The organism is Halopseudomonas salina, from assembly GCF_008641105.1.
In genome coordinates this window covers 166048-192386 of sequence record NZ_VTTI01000005.1, presented here as the reverse complement: position 1 = coordinate 192386, position 26339 = coordinate 166048, and the positions used below count along the sequence as shown (strand labels likewise).

At 58.4% G+C, this 26339-nt stretch carries 16 protein-coding genes; 8 read left to right on the top strand and 8 right to left on the bottom strand.

Annotated elements, in window-relative coordinates:
• The coding region (locus tag FZF01_RS10180; RefSeq protein WP_223825469.1) for a type III PLP-dependent enzyme at nucleotides 1-1024 on the bottom strand (1024 nt) is incomplete at its 3' end.
• A gap of 623 nt (nucleotides 1025-1647) precedes the next feature.
• Here FZF01_RS10180 and atzF point away from each other — a divergent pair.
• The 8 genes from atzF to urtE all read left to right on the top strand — a co-directional run bounded on the left by atzF (nucleotide 1648) and on the right by urtE (nucleotide 13718).
• Nucleotides 1648-3429 (top strand): allophanate hydrolase, encoded by a 1782-nt coding sequence (gene atzF / locus FZF01_RS10175; protein ID WP_150278057.1) that lies wholly within the window; start codon nucleotides 1648-1650, stop codon nucleotides 3427-3429.
• Between the two features lie 22 nt (nucleotides 3430-3451).
• Entirely contained in the window at nucleotides 3452-7081 is a 3630-nt protein-coding gene (uca, locus tag FZF01_RS10170) for an urea carboxylase (protein ID WP_150278056.1), read from the top strand.
• 3 nt (nucleotides 7082-7084) lie between these two features.
• Nucleotides 7085-7861 (top strand): GntR family transcriptional regulator, encoded by a 777-nt coding sequence (locus FZF01_RS10165; protein ID WP_150278055.1) that lies wholly within the window; start codon nucleotides 7085-7087, stop codon nucleotides 7859-7861.
• Between the two features lie 111 nt (nucleotides 7862-7972).
• A complete protein-coding gene (gene urtA / locus FZF01_RS10160; protein ID WP_150278054.1) occupies nucleotides 7973-9268 on the top strand; it encodes an urea ABC transporter substrate-binding protein in 1296 nt (431 codons plus the stop codon).
• A gap of 98 nt (nucleotides 9269-9366) precedes the next feature.
• Nucleotides 9367-11037, top strand: coding sequence for an urea ABC transporter permease subunit UrtB (gene urtB / locus FZF01_RS10155; RefSeq protein ID WP_150278053.1), 1671 nt, complete (start codon nucleotides 9367-9369; stop codon nucleotides 11035-11037).
• A 51-nt stretch (nucleotides 11038-11088) separates the two neighbouring features.
• Nucleotides 11089-12186: an urea ABC transporter permease subunit UrtC gene (gene urtC, locus FZF01_RS10150; RefSeq protein ID WP_150278052.1), complete on the top strand. Its 1098-nt coding sequence runs from the start codon at nucleotides 11089-11091 to the stop codon at nucleotides 12184-12186.
• Entirely contained in the window at nucleotides 12183-13019 is an 837-nt protein-coding gene (gene urtD, locus FZF01_RS10145; protein WP_150278051.1) for an urea ABC transporter ATP-binding protein UrtD, read from the top strand. Before urtC ends, urtD begins: the two co-directional genes overlap by 4 nt.
• A gap of 3 nt (nucleotides 13020-13022) precedes the next feature.
• Nucleotides 13023-13718 carry an urea ABC transporter ATP-binding subunit UrtE gene (urtE, locus tag FZF01_RS10140; RefSeq protein ID WP_150278050.1) on the top strand — a complete coding sequence of 232 codons (696 nt, stop codon included), beginning with the start codon at nucleotides 13023-13025 and terminating at the stop codon, nucleotides 13716-13718.
• 273 nt (nucleotides 13719-13991) lie between these two features.
• On the opposite strand, the gene pelG is transcribed toward urtE, so the two are convergent.
• Genes pelG through FZF01_RS10105 form a run of 7 tightly spaced genes read right to left on the bottom strand, consistent with a single transcriptional unit; the run spans nucleotide 13992 to nucleotide 26175 of the window.
• Nucleotides 13992-15362, bottom strand: a complete 1371-nt coding sequence (gene pelG, locus FZF01_RS10135; RefSeq protein ID WP_150278049.1) for an exopolysaccharide Pel transporter PelG — start codon at nucleotides 15360-15362, stop codon at nucleotides 13992-13994.
• Nucleotides 15362-16900 carry a GT4 family glycosyltransferase PelF gene (gene pelF, locus FZF01_RS10130; protein WP_150278048.1) on the bottom strand — a complete coding sequence of 513 codons (1539 nt, stop codon included), beginning with the start codon at nucleotides 16898-16900 and terminating at the stop codon, nucleotides 15362-15364. Before pelF ends, pelG begins: the two co-directional genes overlap by 1 nt.
• Nucleotides 16897-17886 carry a tetratricopeptide repeat protein gene (locus tag FZF01_RS10125; protein WP_150278047.1) on the bottom strand — a complete coding sequence of 330 codons (990 nt, stop codon included), beginning with the start codon at nucleotides 17884-17886 and terminating at the stop codon, nucleotides 16897-16899. The genes pelF and FZF01_RS10125 overlap by 4 nt, the downstream gene beginning before the upstream one ends.
• Nucleotides 17864-19228 (bottom strand): PelD GGDEF domain-containing protein, encoded by a 1365-nt coding sequence (locus tag FZF01_RS10120; RefSeq protein WP_150278046.1) that lies wholly within the window; start codon nucleotides 19226-19228, stop codon nucleotides 17864-17866. Before FZF01_RS10120 ends, FZF01_RS10125 begins: the two co-directional genes overlap by 23 nt.
• Nucleotides 19228-19743: a penicillin-binding protein activator LpoB gene (locus FZF01_RS10115; RefSeq protein WP_150278045.1), complete on the bottom strand. Its 516-nt coding sequence runs from the start codon at nucleotides 19741-19743 to the stop codon at nucleotides 19228-19230. Before FZF01_RS10115 ends, FZF01_RS10120 begins: the two co-directional genes overlap by 1 nt.
• 29 nt (nucleotides 19744-19772) lie before the next feature.
• On the bottom strand, nucleotides 19773-23363 hold the full coding sequence (locus FZF01_RS10110) for a tetratricopeptide repeat protein (protein ID WP_150278044.1): 3591 nt from the start codon (nucleotides 23361-23363) through the stop codon (nucleotides 19773-19775).
• Nucleotides 23341-26175, bottom strand: coding sequence for a bifunctional glycoside hydrolase 114/ polysaccharide deacetylase family protein (locus FZF01_RS10105; RefSeq protein ID WP_150278043.1), 2835 nt, complete (start codon nucleotides 26173-26175; stop codon nucleotides 23341-23343). Before FZF01_RS10105 ends, FZF01_RS10110 begins: the two co-directional genes overlap by 23 nt.
• Nucleotides 26176-26339 lie beyond the last annotated feature (164 nt).

The window sequence follows — 26339 nt, the reverse complement described above, 5'->3', positions numbered from 1 at the left end:
ACATGATGTCGGCGCTGTCGCAGGTCGGCCCGGCGATAACGACGTCTTCCAGTTCGCCTTGCTTCTCGGTGTAGATCGGGAACTTGATCGACTCGTCCATGGTTTCGATCAGGCCGGAGAATTTGCCAACGTCGGTGTATACCCAGCGCTCCAGGGCGGTGTGGGACTTGCGCGACACCAGCACTACTTCACTGACCAATACGCCCGCATTACCAATCAGGGAGCGACCAGGCTCGAGAATGATCTCGGGCAGGTCGTCACCAAAGTCTTCCTGCAGGAAACGGGTGATTTCTTCTGCGTAGGTTTTCAGGGTGTTGGTCTTGGTGATGTAGTTGGCCGGGAAGCCACCACCCATGTTGATCATCTTCAGGGTGATATTGTCCTCTTCCTTCAGGCGTTCGAAGATTACCTTCACCTTGGCGATCGCCGCGTCCCAGGCGCCAATATCACGCTGCTGTGAGCCCACGTGGAAAGAAATACCGTAGGGCTCCAGGCCCAGTTCACGGGCCAGAACCAGCAGGTCCATGGCCATGTCGGTCTGGCAACCGAACTTGCGCGACAGCGGCCAGTCAGCCGTGGTCGAGCCTTCAGTCAGAATGCGCACATAGATTTTCGAGCCCGGTGCGGCCTTGGCGATATTGCGCAGGTCGGCTTCTGAGTCTGTGGCGTACAGCCGCACGCCCTTTTCATAGAATGCGCGGATATGCTTGGACTTCTTGATGGTGTTACCGAAGCTGATCTGCTCGGGCTTGACGCCCAGGGCCATGACCTTTTCCAGCTCATAGATGGAGGCGATATCGAAGTTGGCGCCCTTGTCCTTCAGCAACCCCAAAACTTCATTGGACGGGTTGGCCTTGACCGCGTAGTAGACCTTGCCGAAGGGAAAGCCTTCGACTAGTTCGTCATAGGCACGGTCGATGGTTTTCAGGTCAACAACCAGGAAGGGGGTCTCGTGCTGATCGGCGCAGGCCTTGATACGGCTGAAGGTTTCGCGATCAAAGTATTCGTCGAGTTTGATAGACATGCATTGGCTCCAAAGCAACTATTTCAGGTCGGGTCGTGTGAAGAAATAACCCGGGGGGTGCGAACGTCTGATCAGTATCCCCACTTTGGTTCGCCTACTTCCCAAGGCGTGCGCCGAAAGCAATAAGAACGCCGTATTGCGCGTGTCTCGCTGTCTCGTCGTCAGTACTTGAGCCGTATGGATCGTGCCAGCCTCAACGTTCGTGGCGCACCATAAGACCAAGCGATCTCGGGGTCAATAGGGACCTGACATTTCATTAATCTTCCCAGCTGTGGATGACAAAAGTACGGTTTTACCTGCGCATTTATCTGATCCTTAAAGCTAAGACCTGCGGTCTTCATACTAGACCATCAGGCCGGCCAACGGCGGCAACATCCCCTCCCCTGCGCGCACCAAAACGGGACCAACGGCACTGTTTTGGGCCGCGAAAGACCATGCACGTCGGCTACTCCGACATCTTTCCATCGAAAGCCAGACACTCTGGACTGGAGGTATTTCATTGTTTTACAAGGTATTTATTTGTCAATTAATGACATTGTCAGAAATTGGCACGTTACCTGCTCTCTCGTGTTGAACACCCACTTGTATACAAGACGGTATTTTCACGATCAGCAGGAGGCCAGATGGCTCAGCAATCCGGATGGACAATCACAGAGTGGCTCGAAGCCTACCGCAGCGGCGACCTGACTCCACGCACCGCCCTTGAGCAAATTCATGCGCAACTCGATGGGCAGGACCCTGCGTTCATCCATGTGCTTTCCCATGCCGAACTGAGCGCTCAGCTCGATGCGCTGGAAGCACTGCCCGACGCACGCCAGCTGCCCTTGTATGGCATCCCCTATGTGGTAAAGGACAATATTGATGTTGCCGGCCTGCCAACCACCGCCGCCTGCGCTGAGTATGCCTATACAGCTACTGCTGACTCCACCTGTGTGGCGCGTTTGCGTGCGGCCGGTGCTGTGGTCCTGGCCAAGACCAATCTCGATCAATTCGCTACCGGACTGGTCGGTACTCGCTCACCCTATGGCCCGGTACCCAATAGTTTCGACAAGCATTACATCTCTGGCGGCTCCAGCTCCGGGTCCTCGGTCAGCGTCGCCCGCGGCCTGGTGCCGTTCAGCCTGGGTACCGACACCGCAGGATCCGGCCGCGTGCCGGCTGCCTTTAATAACCTGGTCGGACTCAAACCTACTCGAGGCCGCTTCAGCACCACTGGCGTAGTGCCGGCCTGTCGCAGTCTGGACTGCGTATCGATTTTTGCCCTGAATGTGACGGATGCTGAGATAGTCGCCGGCGTGATGGAAGGTTTTGACTCTACCGACGGCTATTCCCGCAAGCCGCCAACTGCCGCCACGCTGTTACCGGTCAAGCCACGACTGGGCATCCCCGCCTCGCTTCCCTGGTTCGGCGACAGCCAATATGCGGCCGCCTGGGAAGCCAGTCTGTCCAAACTGCAGGCGATGGGCGTGGAGCTGGTCGAGCTTGATTACAGCCCGATGCAGCAACTGGCTGAGTTGCTCTATGGAGGGCCGTGGGTGGCCGAGCGCTACGCTGCGGTCTCTGAATTCATGGACGCCCACGCCGACCAGATGAACCCGGTGGTGCGCGGCATCCTGGCCCAGGCGCAGAACTTCAGCGCTACGGATACCTACAAGGCCGAATACCGCCGCGCGGATCTGGCACGGACCATTCAGGCGCTCATGGGTAGCGTGGATGCGCTGCTGGTACCGACCACTCCGCGGATGCCGACCCTGGAAGAAGTGGAACAGGATCCGGTCGGGGTCAACAGCCAGCTTGGCACCTGGACCAACTTCGTCAACCTGGCAGACTGCTCCGCGTTGGCGCTGCCCGCCGGCCTGCGCGAAGACGGCCTGCCATTCGGCATCACACTGATTGGCGCCGCTTGGCAGGATGGCTCACTGGCTGAATTCGGTCGCCGTTGGGAGGCTTTCGCTCCCTGGAAAGCCGGCGCTACCGATCGCTCATTACCCGCACCTGTTATAGCTACCCAAGTTCCCGCCGGACATGTACGACTGGCTGTAGTCGGTGCCCACCTGAGCGGCATGCCCTTGAACATCCAATTGACCGAGCGCCATGCACGCTTTGTCGAGAGCACTTTTACCGCCGGCAATTACCGGCTCTACGCCCTGCCCAATACCACACCACCTAAACCCGGTCTGATCCGCGCCAACGAGGGAGCAACCATTGCCGTTGAGCTCTGGGATGTACCAGTCGACCTGTTCGGCAGTTTTGTTGCGCTGGTTCCAGCCCCGCTGGGTATCGGGACTCTGACACTGCAGGACGGCCGTGAGGTGAAGGGCTTCATCTGTGAGGGCGCTGCAGTCGATGGCGCTACCGATATCACGCATCTTGGCGGCTGGCGCGCCTACATCGCCTCACGCTGAGCACATCAAAGGGACTTGCACCATGCTGAACACTGTACTGATAGCCAACCGCGGGGAGATTGCGGTCCGCATCGCCCGCACCCTGAAGACCATGGGCATCCGCTCGGTGGCCATTTACTCCGACGCCGACCGGAACAGCGCTCACGTACATGCTTGTGACGAGGCAATCTGCCTGGGCGGTAACAGCGCCGCCGACAGCTACCTGCAGGCCGACCGCATACTGGCGGCTGCCAAGGATTGCGGCGCGCAGGCGATCATTCCGGGGTATGGCTTTCTGTCCGAAAACGCCAAGTTTGCCGAACAGTGCGAAGCAGCCGGTATCGCCTTCTGCGGTCCTACACCGGACCAGATCCGCCAGTTCGGTCTCAAGCATACCTCCCGCGAGATTGCCGAGCGTGCCGGTGTGCCACTTACGCCCGGCACCGGTCTGCTTGCCTCCCTGGAGGAAGCCATCAGCTCCGCCGCCGAACTGGGTTACCCGGTCATGCTGAAAAGTACCGCCGGCGGCGGCGGCATCGGTCTCACGCGTTGTAACGATGAAGCAGCACTGATCGAAGCCTTCGAAACCGTCAAACGCCTGGGGCAGAACTTCTTCAGCGACAGCGGCGTCTTCCTTGAGCGCTTTGTGGATAATGCGCGCCATGTGGAAGTACAGATATTCGGCGACGGCAAGGGTCAGGTGCTGGCTCTGGGCGAGCGTGACTGTTCCCTGCAGCGCCGCAATCAGAAAGTGGTCGAGGAAACCCCCGCACCCGATCTGCCCGCCGCCACCCGTGAGAAGCTGATGACCGCCTCGGTGGAGCTGGGCAAGGCAGTCAACTATCGCTCCGCCGGCACCGTGGAATATATCTACGATGCCAACCGTGATGTGTTCTATTTTCTCGAGGTAAACACGCGTCTGCAGGTCGAGCATCCGATTACCGAGGCATGCACCGGTGTGGATCTGGTCGAGTGGATGATCCTGACCGCCGCCGGGGAGCCGCCGGCCCTGAATATAGAAATTAACCCCAAGGGCGCAGCAATCGAAGTGCGCCTGTATGCCGAGGATCCGGTCCGCGATTTCCAGCCCTCCCCCGGCGTGCTGACCCATGTGAGCTTTCCGGAAGACGCCCGCATCGATACCTGGGTTGCGACCGGCACTGAAGTCTCAGCCTACTACGACCCGATGATCGCCAAGATCATTGTGCACGGCAGCGACCGCGTCGACGCCATTGCGAAAATGCGTGCCGCGCTGGACAGCACCTCGGTCGCCGGCATCGCCAGCAACCTGGACTACCTGCGCCAGATCATCGCCACCGACTTTTTTGCCGCTGGCGATGTGGCAACCAATCGCCTGGCCAGTTTTGATTTCCAAGCGCCGGTGATCGAGGTGGTGAAACCCGGCACATACACAACGGTGCAAGACTTCCCCGGTCGTGCTGGCTATTGGAGTGTCGGTGTGCCGCCTTCGGGGCCGATGGACGACTATGGCTTCCGCCTGGCCAACCGGATTGTCGGTAACCACGAGAGTGCAGCCGGCCTGGAATGTACGCTGATCGGTCCGACTCTGCGCTTTCATACCGATAGTGTGATCGCCCTGACCGGTGCACAATCAAGTGCCACTCTGGATGGTACCGAAGTGCCCTTCTGGGCACCGGTTAGCGTCAAGGCCGGACAGGTGCTTGAAGTCGGCAAAGCCAGCACCGGTTGCCGCTCCTATCTCGCCGTGCGCAATGGCATCGATGTACCGGTCTACCTAGGTAGCCGCTCGACCTTTGTGCTCGGCCAGTTTGGCGGCCATGCAGGTCGCACCCTGCGCGCTACCGACATGCTGCCAATCAGCAATCCGGCGATCGCCGCCTGCACCACGTCCGCGCCCTGCTACGAGCCGGCTGCCGCCCCGCATGGACTGATTCCCGACTACGCCAGTGACGACACCGGTCCGCGGGAGTGGGAAGTCGGTGTGCTTTACGGGCCCCATGGGGCGCCGGACTTTTTTACCGAAGAAGCCATCGAGATGTTCTTCGGCACCGCCTGGGAGGTGCACTACAACTCCAACCGCCTGGGCATACGCCTGAACGGCCCCAAGCCGACTTGGACCCGCAGTGACGGCGGCGAAGCCGGACTGCACCCTTCCAACATCCATGACACCGAGTATGCGGTCGGCTCGATCAACTTTACCGGCGACATGCCGGTGATTCTGACCCGCGACGGGCCGAGCCTGGGCGGCTTCGTGTGCCCGGTCACCATCATCAAGGCCGAGCTGTGGAAAGTGGGTCAGGTAAAGCCGGGGGATCGCATTCGCTTCAAGCGAGTGGGCTTTGATACGGCGTTGGCCATGGAGCAGGCGCAGGATCAGGCAATCGAGACCCTCAGTGTGCTGCCGGCAATAGAGCCACAGTCCATCCCCGAGCCGGATCATGGGCTGTCTGCCTGCATTCTTGCGTCACTACCCGAGCAAGGCAGCCGCCCGCTAGTGACTTACCGTCAGGCCGGCGACAAGTACATCCTGCTCGAATATGGCGACAACGTGCTTGATCTGCGTCTGCGACTGCGTGTTCACGCGCTGATGGAAGCACTCAAGGCCACGCCTATCGAGGGCATCATCGAGCTGTCACCCGGGGTGCGTTCACTGCAGGTGAATTACGACAGCCGCGTACTGCATCAGCAGAATCTGGTTGCGGGTCTGCTGGCGATCGAGCACAACCTGCCCGACAGCCTGCGCGTGCCCAGCCGGGTGATTCATCTCCCGATGGCTTTCGAGGACGCTGCCACCCTGGACGCTGTTGCACGCTATCGCCAGTCGGTGCGCGACACCGCGCCCTGGCTGCCGAGCAACACCGAGTTCATGCGCCGGATCAACGGGCTGGACAGTATCGATGCGGTGCGTGATGTGCTGTTCAGCGCCAGTTACATGGTGCTCGGTCTGGGCGACGTGTACCTGGGCGCCCCTTGCGCAGTGCCCGTGGATCCCCGCCACCGCCTGCTGACCTCCAAGTACAACCCGGCGCGTACCTACACCGCCGAGGGCACTGTGGGTATCGGCGGCGTCTACATGTGCATCTACGGCATGGATTCTCCCGGTGGCTACCAATTGGTGGGTCGTACGTTGCCAATCTGGAACAAGTTCCTGAAAAGCCCCGTGTTTATCAACCAGGAGCCCTGGTTGCTGAAGTTCTTTGACCAGGTACGTTACTACGAGGTGTCCGAGGAAGAGCTGACCGAGCAGCGCGAAGCCTTCCGTGAGGGCCGCCTGAATATTCGTATCGAGGAGAGCTACTTCGATCTGGCGGAACACGAACAGTTTCTACATGACAACGCCGAAAGCATCAGCGCATTCAAGGCGCATCAGCAGGCCGCCTTCACCGAGGAAGTTGCACTCTGGCAGGCAGACGAGGAAGCCAACGTCGACGCCGCATTACAAACAAGGACCAGCGAACAACCCATCGAGGTCGACGGCCTGGCGGTACTGGCCGACATCAGCGGCAATATCTGGAAGCTGCTAGTCGAGCCCGGACAAACAGTCGAGGCCGATCAGCCACTGCTGATTGTCGAGGCCATGAAGATGGAGTTCGCCGTGCACGCCGAGCGGGCAGGTCTGGTGGGCGCTATCCACTGCGCCCCGGGCAAGCAGGTGAATGCGGGTGATCTGCTACTGGTTCTCGAGGACTAGATAATGGACCAGGGCGCAGCAAGAGAAACAGGGGTTCTGAGATTGAACAGGGCAGCTGACGGCCAGGCGAGCAAGACGCCAGAACGCCGGCAGAACCTGACCGAACGTATTTATGTGCAACTCAAGCAGAGCATCTTCGATTTTCAGCTGCTGCCCGGGGATCGCTTTACCGAAAGCGAAATAGCCGAGCGGGTTTCAGCCAGCCGTACGCCAGTTCGCGAGGCGCTCACACGCCTGCAACGCGAGGGCTTTGTAGAGGTATCCTTTCGCAGCGGCTGGCAGGTGCGGCCCTTCGACTTCGAACAGTACGAGCAGCTGTATGACGTGCGCATCGTGTTGGAGATGGCGGCGGTCAAGCGGCTATGCGAGATGGAGGCAGCGCCGGCGCTGGATGAACTGAAAGCGATCTGGCTGGTTCACCCAGCGGACCGCCTGAGCGACGGCCCGGCAGTCTGCGCCTTGGATGAACGCTTCCATGAGCAACTGGTCGAGGCCACCGGCAACGTCGAGATGGCCCGTATTCATCATGACGTGACCGAGCGCCTACGCATCGTTCGACGTATCGATTTCACCAAGGCGCCACGCATAGAGGCGACCTATCTGGAGCACGGCAAAATCCTCGGCAGCATTATTCAGCGCCGCACCGAGGAGGCCCAGCTGATGCTCAAGACACACATAGAGGAGAGCAAGGCAGAGGTGCGCAAGATCACCCTGCACATGATTTTTGAAGCACGGCAGAACCAGAACAAAAGCCGACCGCCAGATACGGCGCCAAGCTGATAAAGAAGGGCCGGCGGCATGCTGACCGGCTCCAACCGCGCAGAGATGCACCCGTTGTTTGCAAGCTTGTTTTCACACATCAGGATAAGTACTTCACACGGAGAAAGACCCATGAAAATCAGAAAATTAGTCAAACAGGCCGGGGCGCTTGGCGTCGCGTGCAGCATGGCGCTCAGCGCAATGACTGTGCAGGCTGAAACCATCAAGGTAGGTGTACTGCACTCACTATCCGGCACCATGGCCATTTCAGAAACGACGCTGAAAGACACCATGCTGATGCTGATCGAAGAGCAGAACAAGAAAGGCGGTCTGCTCGGCAAACAGCTTGAAGCCGTAGTTGTGGATCCTGCTTCTGACTGGCCATTGTTCGCCGAGCGCACCCGCGAACTGCTGGAGCAACACAAGGTAGATTCGATCTTCGGTTGCTGGACTTCAGTATCACGCAAATCGGTTCTGCCGGTTATCGAAGAACTGAACGGCATTCTTTTCTACCCGGTGCAGTACGAGGGTGAAGAGTCTTCGCGCAATGTGTTCTACACCGGCGCCGCGCCAAACCAGCAGGCCATACCAGCCGTTGATTACCTGAAGGACGACATTGGCGTGGAGCGCTGGGTGCTGGCTGGAACCGACTACGTCTACCCGCGCACAACCAACCGCATCCTAGAGGCCTACCTGAAAGCCAATGGTGTGGCTGAAGAAGACATCATGATCAACTACACGCCGTTCGGTCACTCCGACTGGCAGAACATCGTGTCCGAAATCAAGCGCTTCGGCAGTGCCGGCAAGAAGACCGCCGTGGTATCGACCATCAATGGCGACGCCAACGTGCCTTTCTACCGCGAACTGGGTAACCAGAAAATCTCCGCTGAAGACATTCCGGTCATCGCCTTCTCCGTGGGTGAAGAGGAGCTGTCAGGTATCGATACCGGTCCGCTGGTTGGCCACATGGCGGCCTGGAACTACTTCATGAGTGAAGATACTCCAGAGAATGCGGCGTTCATCAAGACGTGGCACGAATTCACCAAGAACCCCGAGCGTGTCACTAACGACCCGATGGAAGCGCACTACATAGGCTTCAACATGTGGGTCAAAGCTGTGGAAAAAGCCGGTACTACTGATGTCGATGCTGTGATCGATGCGATGGTCGGCGTGGAAGTGCCCAACCTGACTGGCGGCACCAGCGTCATGTTGCCCAACCACCACATCACCAAGCCGGTGCTGATCGGCGAGATCCAGGATGATGGCCAGTTCCTCACAGTATCCCAGACCGATGATCTGGTCGCCGGTGACGCCTGGTCCGACTACCTGGAAGGCAGCAAGAACCTGATCGGTGATTGGACCGACCCCGTCAACTGTGGCAACTACAACACAGAAACCAAGACCTGCGTGGGCGCCACTGCCGAATAAACGGCAACAGGCTAGCGGTCTCGATTCAGGGGCCGCGATCGGCTACAGGTCCGGCGCGACGCCGGACCTGTCACGACCACACAAGTGAGAACACTGCGATGAATACACCCTGCCGCGCCATAACCTGGCAATCGCTGCGCGTCTGTTGCGCGTGGCTTTTGCTGCTCTGCAGCCTCGGTTTCAACGCCAGTCTGCATGCGCAAACCAATGCAGCAGATCCAAACGACGGCACAGTCGAGTCTGCTCAACCCAACGAATTTGAAACACTGGTCCATCAACTGGTGCAAGGCAACCTGCCCAACCGCATCAAGACCGTTAGCAAGCTCGCTGTCTATGACGATGAAAGGCTGCCAGCCATTTTTACCGCGCTCGCCGCAGGTGACCTGCAGGCCGATCGCAATGATCCCCCTACCGTGGCCATACGCGACGGTGATGTGGCTACCGATGCCCTTACCGGCGAGATGCTGGCGACGACTGAAGGCTTGCGCCGCGTGCCGGTGCACAACGCCCTGCGCACCCAACTGCGCGGACTGATCGCCCAACTCAGCCTGAATAACGCGGATGCGCAGGTACGCTATGACGCTGTACGGCGGATGATTTACGATGGTATCGACGAAGGAACCGTCGAGATGCTGCGCGCCCGGCAAGAGGTGGAGGAATCCACCCTGGTGCTCGAGGCTATAGAGACTGCCAGGGCCCTGTTTCAGTTGAACAGCGAGGATCCGTCAGTGCGCCTGGAGGCGGTACAGCAGCTCAGCGGTTCCCTGGAGCGCCAGGCACGAAACGAACTGGCAGATATCGCAGCCAACGACGCAGCCCCCCAACTGCGCGCCGAGGCGCAACAGGCGTTGCAATCGATCGAGGGTCGCATCAGTTTCTACCGCTTCGTCGAGAATCTGTTCTTTGGCCTGAGCCTGGGCTCGGTCCTGCTACTGGCCGCTATCGGCCTGGCGATCACCTTCGGCGTGATGGGCGTGATCAACATGGCCCACGGCGAGCTGATCATGCTGGGTGCCTATACCACCTGGGGCGTGCAGGTGCTGTTCCCGAGTCTGATCGAGTGGAGCCTGTTGATCGCCATTCCCGCCGCCTTTGTCATCACCGGCCTGGTCGGCATCCTGATCGAACGTGGTGTGATCCGCTTCCTGTACGGCCGTCCGCTGGAAACCCTGTTGGCCACCTTCGGCCTAAGCCTGGTCTTGCAGCAGGCGGTACGCACCCTGTTCAGTCCGCTTAACCGCTCGGTCAGCTCGCCGGACTGGATCAGCGGCACACTGGTCATCAACCCGGTACTGTCGATCACCTACACCCGTCTGTACATCCTGATCTTCGGGCTGATGGTGTTCTTCGCCCTGCTACTGGTGATGAAGCGCACTTCGCTGGGCCTGAAAGTACGCGCTGTCTCGCAGAACCGCGCCATGGCACGCGCAGTGGGTGTGCGCTCGAGCTGGGTAGACGCGCTGACCTTCGGGCTGGGTTCCGGCGTAGCCGGAATCGCCGGCGTAGCGCTCTCGCAGATCACCAACGTAGGCCCCAACCTGGGCCAAGCCTACATCATCGACTCGTTCATGGTGGTGGTGTTCGGCGGCGTCGGCAACCTCTGGGGCACGCTGGTCAGCGCGATGAGCCTGGGGCTGATCAACAACTTCCTGGAACCCTACGCTGGCGCGATGCTGGCCAAGGTCATGGTGCTGATCATGCTGATCCTGTTTATCCAGAAACGGCCCAAGGGACTCTTCCCGCAGAAAGGACGCGCGGCGGCAGACTGATGCGCTTAAACGTGCATCGCTGCTCAAGCCAATGATTATTGAGAGGGAAGTATGCTGATCCAACGTCTATTACTTAACGATCGGGGCGGCATGGTGGTGCTCGGCCTGGTCGCATTGATCGCGATCGTGGTGCCGGTGCTGAACCTGGCCGTGCCACCGGAGTCACCATTGTATGTATCCAACTTTACCGTCGGGCTACTCGGCAAGTTTCTCTGCTTCGCCCTGCTCGCCCTGTCTGTTGATCTGATCTGGGGCTATGCCGGTATTCTGTCCCTGGGTCACGGGGCTTTTTTTACGCTGGGCGGCTACGGGATGGGCATGTACCTGATGCGTCAGATCGGCGATCGCGGTGTATACGGGCATCCCGAGCTGATGGACTTCATGGTAGTGCTCAACTGGGAAACGCTACCCTGGTACTGGCAGGGCTTCGACATGTTCTGGTTCGCGATGCTGATGGTGCTGCTGGTGCCGGGCCTGCTGGCCCTGGTGTTTGGCTGGCTGGCGTTCCGCTCGCGGGTCACCGGTGTGTATTTTGCAATCATCACCCAGGCCCTGACCTACGCACTGATGCTGGCCTTCTTCCGCAACGAGATGGGTTTTGGCGGCAACAACGGATTGAATGACTTTAAGGATATTCTCGGCTTCAGTCTGAGTGCTGACTCGACCCGTGCCGGCCTGCTGATCGCATCCGCCATCATGCTGATTCTCGGCTATCTGGCTTGCCGCTATATCGTTACCTCGCGCATGGGCCGGGTGATCATCTCGATCCGTGACGCGGAAAGCCGCACGCGCTTTTCCGGCTATCAGGTCGAATCCTACAAGCTCTGGCTGTTCGTTTTCTCGGCCATGCTGGCAGCGGTTGCCGGCGCGCTCTACGTACCCCAGGTGGGCATCATCAACCCGGGCGAATTCTCGCCACTTAATTCGATCGAGATGGTGGTATGGGTTGCCACCGGTGGGCGCGGCACGCTGTTCGGCGCCCTGGTGGGTGCGTTTTCGGTCAACTATGCCAAGACCTTCTTCACCACATTTTCACCGGAAACCTGGCTGTTCATACTCGGTGGCCTGTTCGTCATGGTCACCCTGTTCATGCCCAAGGGTCTGGTGGGATTGGCCGGTCGGTTACTGCGCAAGGGAGACAAAGAATGAAAACCACAGAACAACTGCGCGAAACCTGGCGCCGGGATCAGGTGTTTGATTTCGTCCAGCCGCCGCCTGCGTTCGATAGCGTGGTCGATACCACCCACGGCCCGATTCTTTATGTGGAAAACATCAGCGTTAGCTTCGATGGCTTCAAAGCGCTGAACAATCTGGACCTGACTATCGATGAAGGCGAGTTGCGCTGCATCATCGGGCCTAACGGCGCCGGCAAGACCACGATGATGGATGTGATTACCGGCAAGACCAAACCCGACACCGGCAGTATCTGGTTCGGCCAACGTATCGATCTGCTCAAACGTTCAGAACACCAGATTGCACGGGGTGGTATCGGCAGAAAGTTTCAGAAGCCCACGGTGTTCGAGGCGCTTTCGGTATTCGAGAACCTGGAGCTGGCAACCGCGTCGAAAAAGAACGTGTGGTACACGCTGAACAACGATCTGAACGGTGAGCAGCGCGACCGCATTGACGAGGTGCTACGCCAGACCGGCCTGACCGAGCACTACCACCAGGAGGCGGGTGCGCTCTCCCACGGTCAGAAGCAGTGGCTGGAGATCGGCATGCTGTTGGTGCAGAACCCACGGGTGCTGCTGGTCGATGAACCGGTGGCTGGCATGACCGGCGAAGAGGTGGAGAAAACTGCCGAGTTGCTCACCTCGTTGGCAGGCAGGCATTCGGTGATTGTCGTGGAACACGACATGGCTTTTGTGCGCTCCATTGCGCGCAAGGTCACGGTGTTGCACCAGGGTTCAGTGCTGGCCGAAGGCAGCATGGACCAGGTGCAGAACAATCCACGCGTCATCGAAGTCTATCTGGGAGAGTAAGCCGTGCTGCGCATTGAATCGATCAATCAGTTATACAACCAGAGTCATATTCTCTGGGACCTGGATCTGGAAGTTCGCGAAGGCACCTGCGGTTGCTTACTGGGCCGCAATGGTGTGGGCAAGACCACACTGCTCAAGTGCATTACTGGTCTACTACCGGTACGTGACGGGCAGATTCTGCTGAACGGCAAGGACATCACCCGCATGTCCACCGAAAACCGCGCCCGGGCGGGCATCGGCTACGTGCCCCAGGGCCGGGAAATCTTTCCGCTACTGACCGTGGAGGAAAATCTGAAGATTTCCTTGGGCGCACGAGGAGACGGCGCCCGCCAGATTCCCGAGCAAATCTACCAGCTGTTTCCGGTGCTCAAGGAGATGAAGTCGCGACGGGGCGGTGACCTGTCCGGTGGCCAGCAACAACAACTGGCGATCGGCCGCGCACTAGTGCTGGATCCCAAACTGCTGATTCTGGATGAACCCACCGAGGGCATTCAGCCCAATATCGTGCGCGACATCGGAGAGGTGATCCGCAAGCTCAATCGGGAGATGGGTCTGACGGTGTTGTTGGTCGAGCAGAAGCTGCCTTTTGCCCGGCGCACCGCGGATGACTTTTTCATCATGGAGCGCGGGCGGGTAATGGCTGATGGGCCGATTGCAGATCTGAGTGATGAGCTGGTGCAGCAGTATCTGACGGTGTAAACACTCCGTGCTCGGGGGCGGCTTGTACTTTGCCGAACCCGAGAATGGATCCCCGCGTTCGCGAGGATGACGTAAAGGCTTACCTGCGGCGCCCCGTCAATGGACAGCACGCCTTGCAACCCCCTGATTTCCGCGGAGCGGGAATCCATCTTGACCCCACCCCCGTCATTTCTGCGGGGCGCGAATCCATCTTGACCCCACCCCCGTCATTCCCGCGAAGGCGGGAATCCATTTTGACTTAGCGGTTGAATCCCAAAACCTTCACGCTGAAACTCACCGGCTCAACATAAAGGTATTGTATTCCAGATCATCCAGCGACTTGTTCAGACGCATCATCCCCAGCAGCACACAGATCGCCAGCGATACCGTGAAGCCATAACCGTAGAAACTTGGCCCAAGGTACTGACTGAGCAGGGTCAGTGCGATGTTGAGCAAGACAAAGAGGGCGCTCAGCTCCAGCACGATGGCGCGTTTATCCAGATAGAAAAACACGTTGAGCAAAGCCATGAGCAGCAACTGGAAACTCACGCCAATCAGGTCGATGTAAAACAGGGGCAGATAGAAGTGCGAGATTCCCAGCCACTCCAGCAACTTGGGAGCAAACAGGAACAGTAGCACCACTGTGATGCCCTGCACCTTGCAGATTTCCTGCAAGCCCTGCCGGATGGCAACGGTCATTTCACTCTTCAACTGCTGGATATGCTGCAAGGTCTGGCCTTCACGCACTGCGTCGAACAGGCGTTCGTACCACTCGGCAAAATCCGTCTCGATGCGTACCAGAAACACGGCCATCCCTGGGATAATGGAGAGGTAGGCAAGGAAGATCGGTAGATCGTACAACATTGATGCGCGCAACGGCCCGATGACGTGTTCCGACGTCATCGGGTTGAACCAGAAGATGAACTTATCAGCCCAGATACCCATGTTGTAGCAAACGCCGGTCAACAGCAGGCTCAAAAATACCTGTTTGCGGTCGAGAAAATCGAAGGCAATCAGTTTCTCAGCACGGTATTCGCGAAGGATATCGAACAGAAATACGAACAACAGCGTGGCATGACCAAGAAGCAGCGCAAATAGCAGGCCGTCCAGGCCCCAGGGGCGCAGGAAAAACGAAGCCACCACCATAAGCGAATAACCGCCTAGCATCGTCAGCAGGATGCGGTTGTACTGCTTCATGCCCGACAGGAAGATGATCACCAGCCAGAGATTGCACAGGGTGACGAAGTTTGTCAGGACCAGGAGCCTATACAGGAACGGCTGATCAAACAGCCACCACAGCAGTACAAAGGCCAGCAGGCCAGCGCAAATAGTCGCAATAAGCATGATGCCCAGAAGATTGGGCAAAATGACGTGGGGCTTTTTCTCGAACAACCTGTCGGAAACAAATCGGGTAAAGAATACCTGTAGACCACCGGTGGTAATCAACGATGTGGCAAAAAGGTACGTGGTGGTCACCAGAAACTGCCTGACCAGCAATTCCGGAAACACCACGCCAATACTCATGATGCCGATCAGCATGACGCTGATAATCGACAGCACCCATGGGCCCGCGCTCAGCAGACCCGCATATACGTATGCCCGCAGCGTCGACGAGTAGGAATCTCGCGCCAGGATCTTGCGCAGCTCAAAACCGATTCCTGCCATTAGAGGTTCCCCATTGAATTACTGTAAAGCTTGCGATAACGCTCTAACATCAAAGCTTCACCATAGTAGCGATTGGCCCGAGCCACACCCGCGGTCTGCGCCGTCTGCCAGCGCTCAGGGTTGCGCAGCAGTCTGAGGACCGCACTGGCTGTGGCCTGGGGATCAGCGATGGCTACCACTTCGCCAGCCTGGCCCAGATCGCGATCCTCGGCTGTGCCGCCCTCGATAAGTTCACGACACGAACCGACATCACTACTGACTACCGGGGTGCCAGCGCACCAGGCTTCAAGGATCACCAGAGGCTGCGCCTCACTAATGGAGGTCAGCACCATGACTCCAAGCCTGGGTATGATCTCGTCGGCTTTTTGAAATCCCAGAAAACGTACGTTCTTTTCCAGGCCCATACTGGCGACCAGGCTGTGACATTCTGCGGCGTATTCGATGTCTTCATCTTCCGGACCGATGATCCATCCTTCCATCTCGGGCAGTTCGGACACAATGGTACGCATGGCGCGGATAAAGGTCTTCACGTCCTTGATTGGCACCACCCGGCCGATCAGGCCTACCACTGGAGCGATACCCTCAGCGCGTGTTTGCCGCAAGGCATTCCAGCGCTCCAGATCGATCCCATTGGGTATCACCCGGGTGCGGTCCGGGTCGGCACCATCTAGTACCTGGCGCTGTCGATTACCGTCATACAGGGCAATGATAGGGTCAGCGTTTCGATAGACCATCAAACCGATACGCTCGAAAAAACGGATCCACATGGAACGAATATACCCAGAGCTTGGGTCAAGGCTGCTATTGAGGGCTTCGTCAGCGTTCTCGGCGATCCAGCTGGCCTGAGCCAGATCGATCTTGCGTTCCTTGGTATAGATGCCGTGCTCACTGAGTATGAACTTGCACTGCCAGCGGCGCTTGAGAATGCAACCAGCCAAACCCGCATATCCTGTCGAGATTGCGTGCAGCAGACGCGCCCTGGGCATACGCGCGGCGGCTTCGGCAATCATCACCATCGGTGACTGCATGGTGCGCATGGTCCAGAAATAGTTGATAAACGAGGGGTCGCTGCAGTGGTTTAGATAGCCCTCGGTGATAGCCTCCCAGCTCGCCCGGCTGCGCAATACATCCTGCATGGTCAACTGACCACTGGCCAAGGCCCCGAGCACGGCATCCCCGGTAATCTCGTCGGGTTTCTGCGGGTGGTGAAAGTATCGGTACATGTTCGCCAGATCGCGTACGGAGCCGTCAGACGGCGCTTGCTCGGCACGGGGAGCAAACTGCCACGCATCCTCGATGAAAACTTCTTCAATATGCTTTACGTTGGGTGGAATTACGTAATGGCGCTCACCATAGGATTCCCGCTGACCACCAATAAAGAGAACTGAAAAAGTGACGTTGGGGAGGCCGAGAATAATCTGGTTTATCCAGCCAGACACACCGCCACGCACATAGGGCCAGGTGCCTTCGAGCAACAGACATACGTCGGCTTGATCGCCATGTTGTGCTACAGGCCCCGACCTGTTCTGGTCAGTCATAACCAGTACCTCGCGAGGTCAGCAAACGGCGGCCTGGAAAGGGCATGCTGGGGTAAGCGTGCCAGTAAGCGCGGCACTTCCTCATACTGGCCCGCGGCAAATGCGGCCTCGGCGAGGAAGGGAGCAATTTTCTCGAAACGAATACCACCGGTTTCCGCATGTTTGAAAGATGTCCGGGCTGCACTCAGGTCACCCTGCTCCAGCGCAATGCGTCCAGCAAGCAAATGAACCTCCGGGTTGGATTGCAGGGCCAGGGATTGTTCAGCGTGTTTACGCGCCTGACCAAGGATATGGTCCAGAACGCTGCCCTGGGCCAGTCCCAGGTAGGCAAGCTCCCAGTACCAACGCGCCAGCCCGACGTGGGTTGCCTCGGGGCTCTCATCATCACTCTTGCCGAGCCGATCGAGCAGACGCTCGATCCTGTGGTTGATGCCGCTCTCCTTCTGATCGAGCATCGAATAGGCGAGCAGACGTACATCATCTGCCGGGTCCCGCAAGGCCAACTTGAGTATCGGCACCGATTCGTGGGATGGCATGCGACGGGTCGCCAAAAGTGCGTTCAGGCGACGTTCCGGGTCAGTCGCAAGAAACAGCACGTCCTGCAGACCACCATCCTGAAACATGGGCGAGTGCCGACGCTCCAGGGGACGGAACGGCAGCCCGGGCACACCCGTAGCCTGCCAAACCTGTTCCTCACGCTTGCGCTGCAGGTACAAGGCCGGAAATACAGAGAAGATGACCCCGATCATACCCAGCAATGGAATGAAAAAGGCGATGCTGAATAGAAACAGTGGTGCCCAGGGCACAGGCGACTTGTAGCGCATGGGCAGGAACATCCACAGGGCAAGCGCCAGCAGTATGCAGGCCACCGCATGCGGTAGCACGATATACAGCATGCCTTCGAGTAGCGTCGGCTCACGGAAGATCATGGCCCAACTCAGGGACTCGAAAACCAGCGCGCCGCTAAATAGCAACTTGTTGATCATTCAACCCACACTCGTGATAAAGGAAATTGCGCAAACCTTCGCGTCTGCCCGTGGGGTCCACCTCTAGGAACATGACCCGTACACCCACATCATCCAACGTACGACCCTGGCCAAAATGTTCAGCAACCTGGTGCTGCAGACGCGTCAGGTAGCCGCGAGAGCCTTCAGTCGACGTTAACGGCATCAATACCAGAATGCAGTCATGCCCACGGTCATTGATCAAGCGTATCTGCAAATCCAGACCACGCTGACTGTCGGCGAACAGACGAATCATTTCCTGATTGGCATCCGTCAACTCGAACATGCACAAACTGGCATCCAGATCATGCTGTTCAACGTCGATCAGAGACCGACGCAGCTGCTGGGAGAAACTCTGAGCGTCGGCGTCATGCAGCTGCAGGGCAGCGGCGTCACTACGCAACAGATCCGCTACGTGGCCAGCCAGGAGCGCCAACAGACTGAGAGTACGGTCGTTGAAGACGAAGAACGGCATTTGCCGGATCGCCAGGATGCCAAGCAAGTTATCCTCGGTATCGATCAGCGGTACACACACCTGAAGCGAAGAAAACTGCTCCTGATCACCGCGTTCGAGAAATTCTTCACGAATACTGATCAGTTCGCCCTGCTCAAGACACAGCTTTATCATACGATCTTCAGGATCCAGCTCGTCCATATCGCCGAGGGTGGCCAGTGCACGGGATTGCATCTGCCCGTCCTTGATCGCGTACAGACCGGCGATACTCAATGAGCCATATTGTCCCAGCAAGGCCATGATGGGTTGCGCCATGGCTACCAGCGGATCACCCTGAGGCTTCAGTTCACGCAGACGCTCACGGAGTATCAGCAAAGAGCTGCGCAGACTCTGGTCACTGCCCGCAACCCGCAGTTCCAGCCGGTCATGGGAAATACGCAGTATCTGATGCGCCCGGGTAAATTCATCCAGCCGGTACTGACGATATTCATTGGCCATCTGCAATCGCTGCAGCCGACGATCCCAGAGATCCCGAAATTCACCGACCACCATGCTGATTACCAGCATGCCGATGATCCAGGCGCCCGGCATTCGCTGATATGCCTCCAGACCCGACTCGCGCAGCAACAGCAATGCTGCAACGAGAAGACAGGCACTGACCAGCGCCTTGACGAACCCGTAACGCAGTCCCACCAGCAACGGTGCCAACATCGGCCAGGTAAACTCATACACCTGCAATGGATCTTCCGGCACGAAATAAATGCCCAGACCGATCGCCAGTGCGGTTAGTAGGACTGTTTCAACCCAGGCTGCGAGTTCACTGGCACGCGCCGCGAGGGTGAAGTCCTTGTACGGGGATTCAGTTGACATTATTCCAGCCGCAGGTCGTCGGTGAGCTCACGCAGTACTTTCTGGGCGCTACCGGAAAGGCTTTCGCGCGACCAGCCAGCCCTGGCTCCGCTATTGCTCCAGATAACGCGGCCAGTTACTGGCTCCAGTACGCGCAGACTGATACCAACCGCAGGCTCACCATCCAGACCACTCTTGTACTGCCATTCCTCGACACTACCGCTGATCACGTAGTCGAAACCCTGGCGCTGCGCCCACTCCATACCAGCAGCCAGACGTTCGCTATCATCAAACAGCATGGTTTCCTGCTCTGTCTTGGGATAGACAATTGGCTGCAGGCCGCGCTGACTGAGAACGCTGAGCAATATCTGCTCGCTACGCTCACCCGCCTGCGGTGTCTGTGAATAGTTCACCAGGGGTACAAGCCCCCAGCGGGCGTCACGCGGCAGCGCTTCGCCACTTTTGCCAGTGAAGGTACTACAGCCGGTCACCACAGTGAGTGCCAGTATGAGGGCCAGGCCCGCTCTCGATTGCATGATGAATCTCTCCTGTTTGAATAACATAATCAGCGTCCGAATCTCTTGCTATAAGTCAGTTCCAGAATGCCGCCAGCCTCCGCATCGGTGCCTCGCGGCTCCGACTGATAACCAAAGGTCAACGCCAGCTCGTCATCACCGAGGACCCGCGAACCGACCCCGGTGCTCAGACCGTAGGTGAACTGGCTATCAACCCAGTCCCACCCCGCCTGTACGTCCACCAGCCATGTGTACTCAGGCTGGCCACGGTTGAGTGCGCCGGGGAAGCCCCTGCGCCATGAAGTACCGGCGTACAACCGGCCGTACTCTTCCTGCAAGAGTCCTGACGCTTCTATCACGTCGAACTCCACTGGTCCGCCATCTGCCACGGTAAGGTCGTCAAGCTGCCGACGGCTCAGATTGTTGCGCTGATAGTCGATACCTGCCCGTGCCACCCATGTCGGCCCTTCAAAACGTTGGATCTGGTTGAACTCGATATTGAAGGCGGTGCCGTTACCCAGGCTATGCCCATAACGAGTGCCGTAGGCGCGCTGTTCAATCGACCAGGAAAGCTGATCTCGTGCTGAAAATCCGTGAATACCGGCTACGTAGATCGAGTCCTGGGTACCGACGGCACGCATGAAACCGCTGTCGAGGCTCTCCTGATTCCAACCCAGACCCACTTCAAGCTGGTCACGCCCACCCAACTGCCAGGTGCGCGAGGCGCCTACGCCAACACGATCCTCATCGGCGCGGCTGCTGCTATCTACTGTCAAGGCAATACGCCCGTCTTCCAGCTTGCGGCTCAGGGTGACGCGGGCATTCTTTTCCGTACCCAGTACGCTGCTATCGAGGTCGTCAGCCTTGTAGTTCAGGCGCTCGAGATCAACGCTGGTGTACCAGTCATCGGCGACATTGCCGGCGATGGTCGCGTGGGTGCCACTGAGCTCGACACCCCCCAGGTCTTCGCGGCGCCAGCCGATCCGTGCGCCTTGGGGAATACGTGACTGGATATCCACGGCCTGTCGACGCAGTTGCTGATCGACAATAGTCGGGTTGCCGCCGCCCAAGTGGCTCAGTGCAAGGCCTAAGGCGGTACTCTCCTCGCCCAGGCGGTCTAGCGCCTCGACGTTCTGAGCCGGATCAAGTTCGCCCGTGGCAACCAGCTTGGTGAGCATGTCACGGTTATAGTTACGCAGAGCTTCCTGCATGCTGTGATAAGCATTGATATCCAGGCCATGACTTCGACCCCAGGCTTGCCAGGCGTCTTTCTGCGACGGCTGGTTGATAATATCCAGTTGGGTCAGCATGCGGTCGAACCAGAGTTGCAACATTGCCGGCGAACCGTCCTGCCACTGCATGGCCTGCTTCTCTGAACGCAGACCCGAATGACTGGCCGCCAACAGGCGCAGCCACACTGCGTAACGCTGGGGCGCCACTTCAGGCGATTCGAATGCCATACGGGGTGCATCGCCCGGGCGCGTCTCGAACTCCTCTACCAACTGGTGGCGTAGACGCTGGGCCAGATCGAAACGCTCCGCCGCTTCCAGGCCATCAACGTAAGCAGCTCGGGCAAGCCAGTCGTAGGGGTTGGCGCGCAGGTGCATGCGATACCACGCAAGGGCCTCTTCGTGCCTGCCGAGCATCTGATTGGCGGCGGCAAAAGGTAGCCACATATTCCCGTTACGACGTGCAAAGGCTCGCCAGCGATGGGTCATCAAAGGCAGGTCTGCAGTGCGACGGTGATCGATGAAGAACCACATCAAACGTTCGCGCACCAAGGGGCTGCCTGGATACCTGGCGAGGGCAGAACGGTAGATACGCGTCGCGGTATCAAGATCGCCATCGCGCTCTGCCAGCCAGCCTCTGGCCAGCATGACCTGAGGACGGAGCGCCACCGAGGGTTGTTCATCTGCCTCGGCTAGCAGGGTACGCAGAAGATCGATATCGCCCAGGACGATAGCCATATCCAGCGCCATCACCAGGTAACCTGGATCGCCCCGCTCGCGCCAGCCTGCCAGAAGCATCTCCAGCGCCTTGCGCGGCTGCTCCAGGCGATAGAGCTCGATCAGGTCGCTCTCTTCACCACTGTTCAGAGCAATGCCCTTCTCGAGCATTCGCTCGTAGGCATTGCGCAACTCGTCGTCACGCTCGAGCTCCCACGCGAGGCCAGCCAGGGTCCGCCAGTATTCAGGGTCATCGATATTACGGTTGTCGATATCGAGAATATCCCAGGCGCGCTCGGGCTGATAAATGCGCCAGTAGGCGCTGGCCCATTCAATTCGTTCGGTAGTGCTCAGCTCAAAGCGGCTGGCCATGTCATCCCAGACGGCGGTCTGTGCCTCGAACTGCTGAGTGTGCTCCAGATTCTGCAGAAGACGCACCCAGGCCATGCGATGGCTGGGATAACTGCGAAGATACTGGCGCAACCAGGCTTCGGTGCGTGCGGGCTGACCCAGCGACTCATAACCGAATACCAGCGCATCGAGCTTCTCTTCAGAGAGCCTGCGATCGCCCGCGGTTGGCTCAAGCAGGGCTATCCCCTGCTGGTAATCGTATAACTGAAAAGCCAGGCGCCAGGCGTGTTCGCGGGCCTGGGGATCCTCGCGCAAATTCAGGTATTGAGTCCAGTAATCCAGGGCCGCGCGGCTATTACCAAGCCATTCTCCAAGTTGAGCCATCTGGCGCAGAAGGTCCGGATCTTCGGGGCGCAGAGCCAGCAGCAGATCACCAGTTTCCCAGGCTTCACGCAGGTTGCCCTGGGCGAGCTCCAGGCGAAACTGAGCGTCGACTGGTTCTGCACTATAGGGCTGAAGCTCACGCCAGCGGGCGACAAGAATGGCTGCAAGGTCCATTCGCTGGCTACCCACTGCCATCTGAACGCCCTGCTTGAGCCAGGCGGCGTCCGCTTCGGTATCAGTCAGCTCGGCGCGCTCCCTGACCAGCAGTCTGGAAGCCTGATCACCGGCACCAACAGCCAGCAGTGCATCATAGGCGCGGCGCAGATAATATCGGCGATCCTCTACCTCTTCGCTGGCTGCAAGGATATCCAGATAGACCATCGCCGCCTTGCCAGACTGGTTGCTTGCCAGATACCAGCGAGCAGCACGCTTGAGGTAAGGCAAGTGCTCTTCCGGTACTCGAAGTGCGAGCGAGTGGTAAACGTCAGCCGCCAACCAGGGCATTTCCATGCGCAGCGCAAGGTCTGCCCAGTGACGCGCCTGCTCCACCGACAACTGCCGGTGGTCGTATGCCATCAACTGGGCACGGGCTGGCTCCAAGCGACTCGGATCCTGGCCGTGCAGTGCACTGAGCGCATCAATCTTCAGCCGATAGTATTCCATCTGGCCGACATCTGGATTTTCCCAGCCCAGCAGGTGACGTCGCGCGCGGCTGTACTGTCCCAGGTCGACCAGCAGCTGAACCAGATCAAGCCGCAACTCGTCATCTTCAGGTCGTGAAGCGAGAAGAACCTCGGCGTAGCTCGCTGACACATCGTCGGCTCGCTCCTGCTCGTCAGGGAGGAATACGTCCTCACTGTTGTAGGTCAACACCAGGACACCGCCTATTGCCGCAGCGGAAAACGCGAGCGTCCAGGGGCTGACCAGCCGAACGGATTTACTCGCAGACGAGTTGCGCATCACTCACCTGTTTAGTCGATAGGGAAAAATGCCAGAGCCCATTTGCCGCACGACCGCTGATCTTCCGACCACCGACATTTAGGCGACAGGCGGACGAGGAGCGGACAGAGAAGGCGATGGGAAACTCACCGGCAAATGAAAGTTCAACCCGCCGGGCGTCGAGATACCGCCAGGCAGTCAAGGGGACATTGGCCTCTTCAAGGGCCGGAGCAGAGTCGCGAACGGCTTGCAGCGCGAGCACTGCACGATTATCACTGAGATGGACGTAACGGCCCTGCGGGAGGTCAATCACACCTGCAACCCCTGTGGAGGCCAACATGTCTGGCCACCCCATATCCGGATCAATCCGTACCGTACGCAAGCCCTGCAGCGCGCTGATGTGCCATTTGCCATTTGAGGCGCGGGCCAGGGAAGCTGTGTGCAGACCATGGGCCCGCATCAGATACTCACTCATCCACAGGGATATCGGCTCCTGATCGAGCATATGTCGATAGATATCACCCATTACCTTGATCGCCGCCGGCTTGGTACCGGAGTAGAAATGGTAGTAAAGGTGCAGACCGCGCATGCGTCGCGGCGAGTCGGTCAGTTCGAAGGTATCTATCACATCGCGGAAGCCGTAGTAGGGCCCCTGCCACAAATTGGTGTAGACGTTTTCGTTGATGATGGGGGCGAAAACCTGCAGCCCACCTGAAGTCGGACGCAGCAGCGGATACAACCCGGTCAGCGAGGGATCCGCACGGGTCAGCCGGGTCTCTCCACCGTTGACGTTCAACATGCCGGCGTCGTAGGCGAGCTTGATCGTTGCAGCATCGGGGATCGCGTCGCCAGTCCAGAAGATCATGTTGACCGGTTTGTCCGCCGGAGCCAGCCGACTCTGCACATAATCGCGCGAACCGATGACTTCCCGTTGAAAATCGATCGTGTCATAGCCCGGGATTGGCATCATCAGACCGTAGTCAGCCTGAAAACCCTCACGCTGGATTTCTCTCTCGGCCTGCCAGAAGTAGGGGTGGCTGTAGGTGTGGGTAGCCGGCTCCACGCGCCCATGGGCGAGTATGCGTTGGGCGATAGGCTCAAGTTCGCGAGCCAGATAGGGGTACATTCCCTTGGGTCCTACCTCACCTTCAATAAAGGACACCGAGGTCAGCAGTGGGTAGGGCTTGATGAAATCGTTCAGCACAATGGTGCCGGCGTAGGGAGTCCCGGGCACTTCAGCACGGGACGGGAAGCCATCCCCGTCGATGTGCACTGTGGCGATTCGACGGCCATTTTCAGTGGTCGCATCAGGGGCCGGAAACGGGGCCAGCTGCAGGGCTTTTTGCAGAAAAGCGAAGGGGTCTACAATCCAGCGACGGGTGTCGTCCTCACCCTCGAATACGTAGGGCGCCAGCGCTATACCACCCCAGTCACCCGTCACTACAGGGGTATGCTCGCGGCCATTGTCGTCAACCAGCACCAGAGCTGCGTGGTCTGAACTGGACGCCGATTGAGTGCCGATGGCAATCATTCCCCGCGAACGCACGATCAGGGGGGCTTCGAACTCACCGATAAGCAGCGGGTCATGGCTGACCATTTTCAGGCCAGAAGCCGGCTGATCACCATTACGCTGCAGGCCGAATTTGTTGAGAATGGCAGCGTCATCTACCGGCAGGCCCTGAAAGAATGCCAGCGGAATACCCTCCTCCATCCGGTTGAGTATCCACCTGTTGAATTTGCCACTTTCAGGCGGCGCGCCAGAGGTCATCCAGATAATGGCCCCTGCATAGAGCCCGGTCATCGAGGAGGCAGGAAGAGAATCATCCACCGGCATGTAATCAATGCGGTAACCCATGTACTCAAGCAAGCCGCCGAGAGACCTGAAGCCCCCACTTCGGGTGAGCTCGCCTTCGCGGGGATCATAGAGCAGCGCAATGCGGCGGGGCTGTACTTCGATGCTGCTCACACCGAGCGTTGCCAGCTCGGGCGTCCCCACATATGGGACATAACCTTCGTCCACGAGACGACCGGCCAGCTCCCGTGCCTCTTCACGACGGTCGGTGGGCAGATAATCAATGGCAACGATAGGAATGCCCCGCTCACGCAGCGGCTGCAGTGCATTGACTAACCAGGCGCGATCTTCTTCCGGCACCGGACTATAAGCCCGATTGCGGGCATTCCAGCCCGCATGAATGGATTCAACTGCAACGGCTGCAACACCCTTATGCATATCGGGAAGTACTTCAAAACCCCGATTGAAAAACAGTTTGAGTTGCGGATGAAGCCGATTTATTTCCTGCAAAACACTTAATAGTGCGGAACGTTGGGCTGCGCGTCGGTCTTCGGGAAGGAGAGTAAAGCTGTCCAAGGTATCAAGGAACAAACCGCTGTAGCCCAGACGAGCGTAGTCTGAGGCCCGCTCGAGAAGGTGATTACGCCAGCGTGGGCTGGTGAGATCCATCACGCTACTGTTCCAGCTATCGTTGCGCGCCTCACTGGCTGCCTCGTCGCGCAGACCAGGATCCAGTTGAGCCTGGTGCTCATCAAGCTCACCTACGGAAAGATAGGCAAATGGCTCTGAGCCCTGCGCGGTAACGAAAAGGACGTCTGCTGCAGACACGTGTGCCGGTTCGAACACGACCCAATCAAACTGGGACAATTCCGACAGGGGCGGTTGCTCTGCGTACCAGAAAGCCACGCTAGCAGGAGCAGAAGCACCGGCTTCGGCTCTCACCAGGCCAGCCATTGCGAAAAGCGACAGGAAAAGGGTAATCAGGAGCCCGAAAGGCTTACCGATACTGACTGCTAACTGGCGAAAACTACAATCTATCATTCCAATCCCTTGATTTTGCATAGGCAACAATCCGACTGTCACTTTATGAAACGGTTCACATTGTCGCCACAAAATATAGCTAACTGCTATTATGCCAAAATACTAACACCTGTGAAAAGTATCACAACACATGCGTCAATAAATTAACAAATTAATTCGTACTC

What these genes read in the sequence shown, in the direction of transcription:
- atzF (WP_150278057.1), top strand. Translation starts at nt 1,648, where the DNA reads ATGGCTCAGCAATCCGGATGGACAATCACAGAGTGGCTCGAAGCCTAC.
- uca (WP_150278056.1), top strand. Translation starts at nt 3,452, where the DNA reads ATGCTGAACACTGTACTGATAGCCAACCGCGGGGAGATTGCGGTCCGC.
- FZF01_RS10165 (WP_150278055.1), top strand. Translation starts at nt 7,085, where the DNA reads ATGGACCAGGGCGCAGCAAGAGAAACAGGGGTTCTGAGATTGAACAGG.
- urtA (WP_150278054.1), top strand. Translation starts at nt 7,973, where the DNA reads ATGAAAATCAGAAAATTAGTCAAACAGGCCGGGGCGCTTGGCGTCGCG.
- urtB (WP_150278053.1), top strand. Translation starts at nt 9,367, where the DNA reads ATGAATACACCCTGCCGCGCCATAACCTGGCAATCGCTGCGCGTCTGT.
- urtC (WP_150278052.1), top strand. Translation starts at nt 11,089, where the DNA reads ATGCTGATCCAACGTCTATTACTTAACGATCGGGGCGGCATGGTGGTG.
- urtD (WP_150278051.1), top strand. Translation starts at nt 12,183, where the DNA reads ATGAAAACCACAGAACAACTGCGCGAAACCTGGCGCCGGGATCAGGTG.
- pelG (WP_150278049.1), bottom strand. Translation starts at nt 15,362, where the DNA reads ATGGCAGGAATCGGTTTTGAGCTGCGCAAGATCCTGGCGCGAGATTCC.
- pelF (WP_150278048.1), bottom strand. Translation starts at nt 16,900, where the DNA reads ATGACTGACCAGAACAGGTCGGGGCCTGTAGCACAACATGGCGATCAA.
- FZF01_RS10125 (WP_150278047.1), bottom strand. Translation starts at nt 17,886, where the DNA reads ATGATCAACAAGTTGCTATTTAGCGGCGCGCTGGTTTTCGAGTCCCTG.
- FZF01_RS10120 (WP_150278046.1), bottom strand. Translation starts at nt 19,228, where the DNA reads ATGTCAACTGAATCCCCGTACAAGGACTTCACCCTCGCGGCGCGTGCC.
- FZF01_RS10115 (WP_150278045.1), bottom strand. Translation starts at nt 19,743, where the DNA reads ATGCAATCGAGAGCGGGCCTGGCCCTCATACTGGCACTCACTGTGGTG.
- FZF01_RS10110 (WP_150278044.1), bottom strand. Translation starts at nt 23,363, where the DNA reads ATGCGCAACTCGTCTGCGAGTAAATCCGTTCGGCTGGTCAGCCCCTGG.
- FZF01_RS10105 (WP_150278043.1), bottom strand. Translation starts at nt 26,175, where the DNA reads ATGATAGATTGTAGTTTTCGCCAGTTAGCAGTCAGTATCGGTAAGCCT.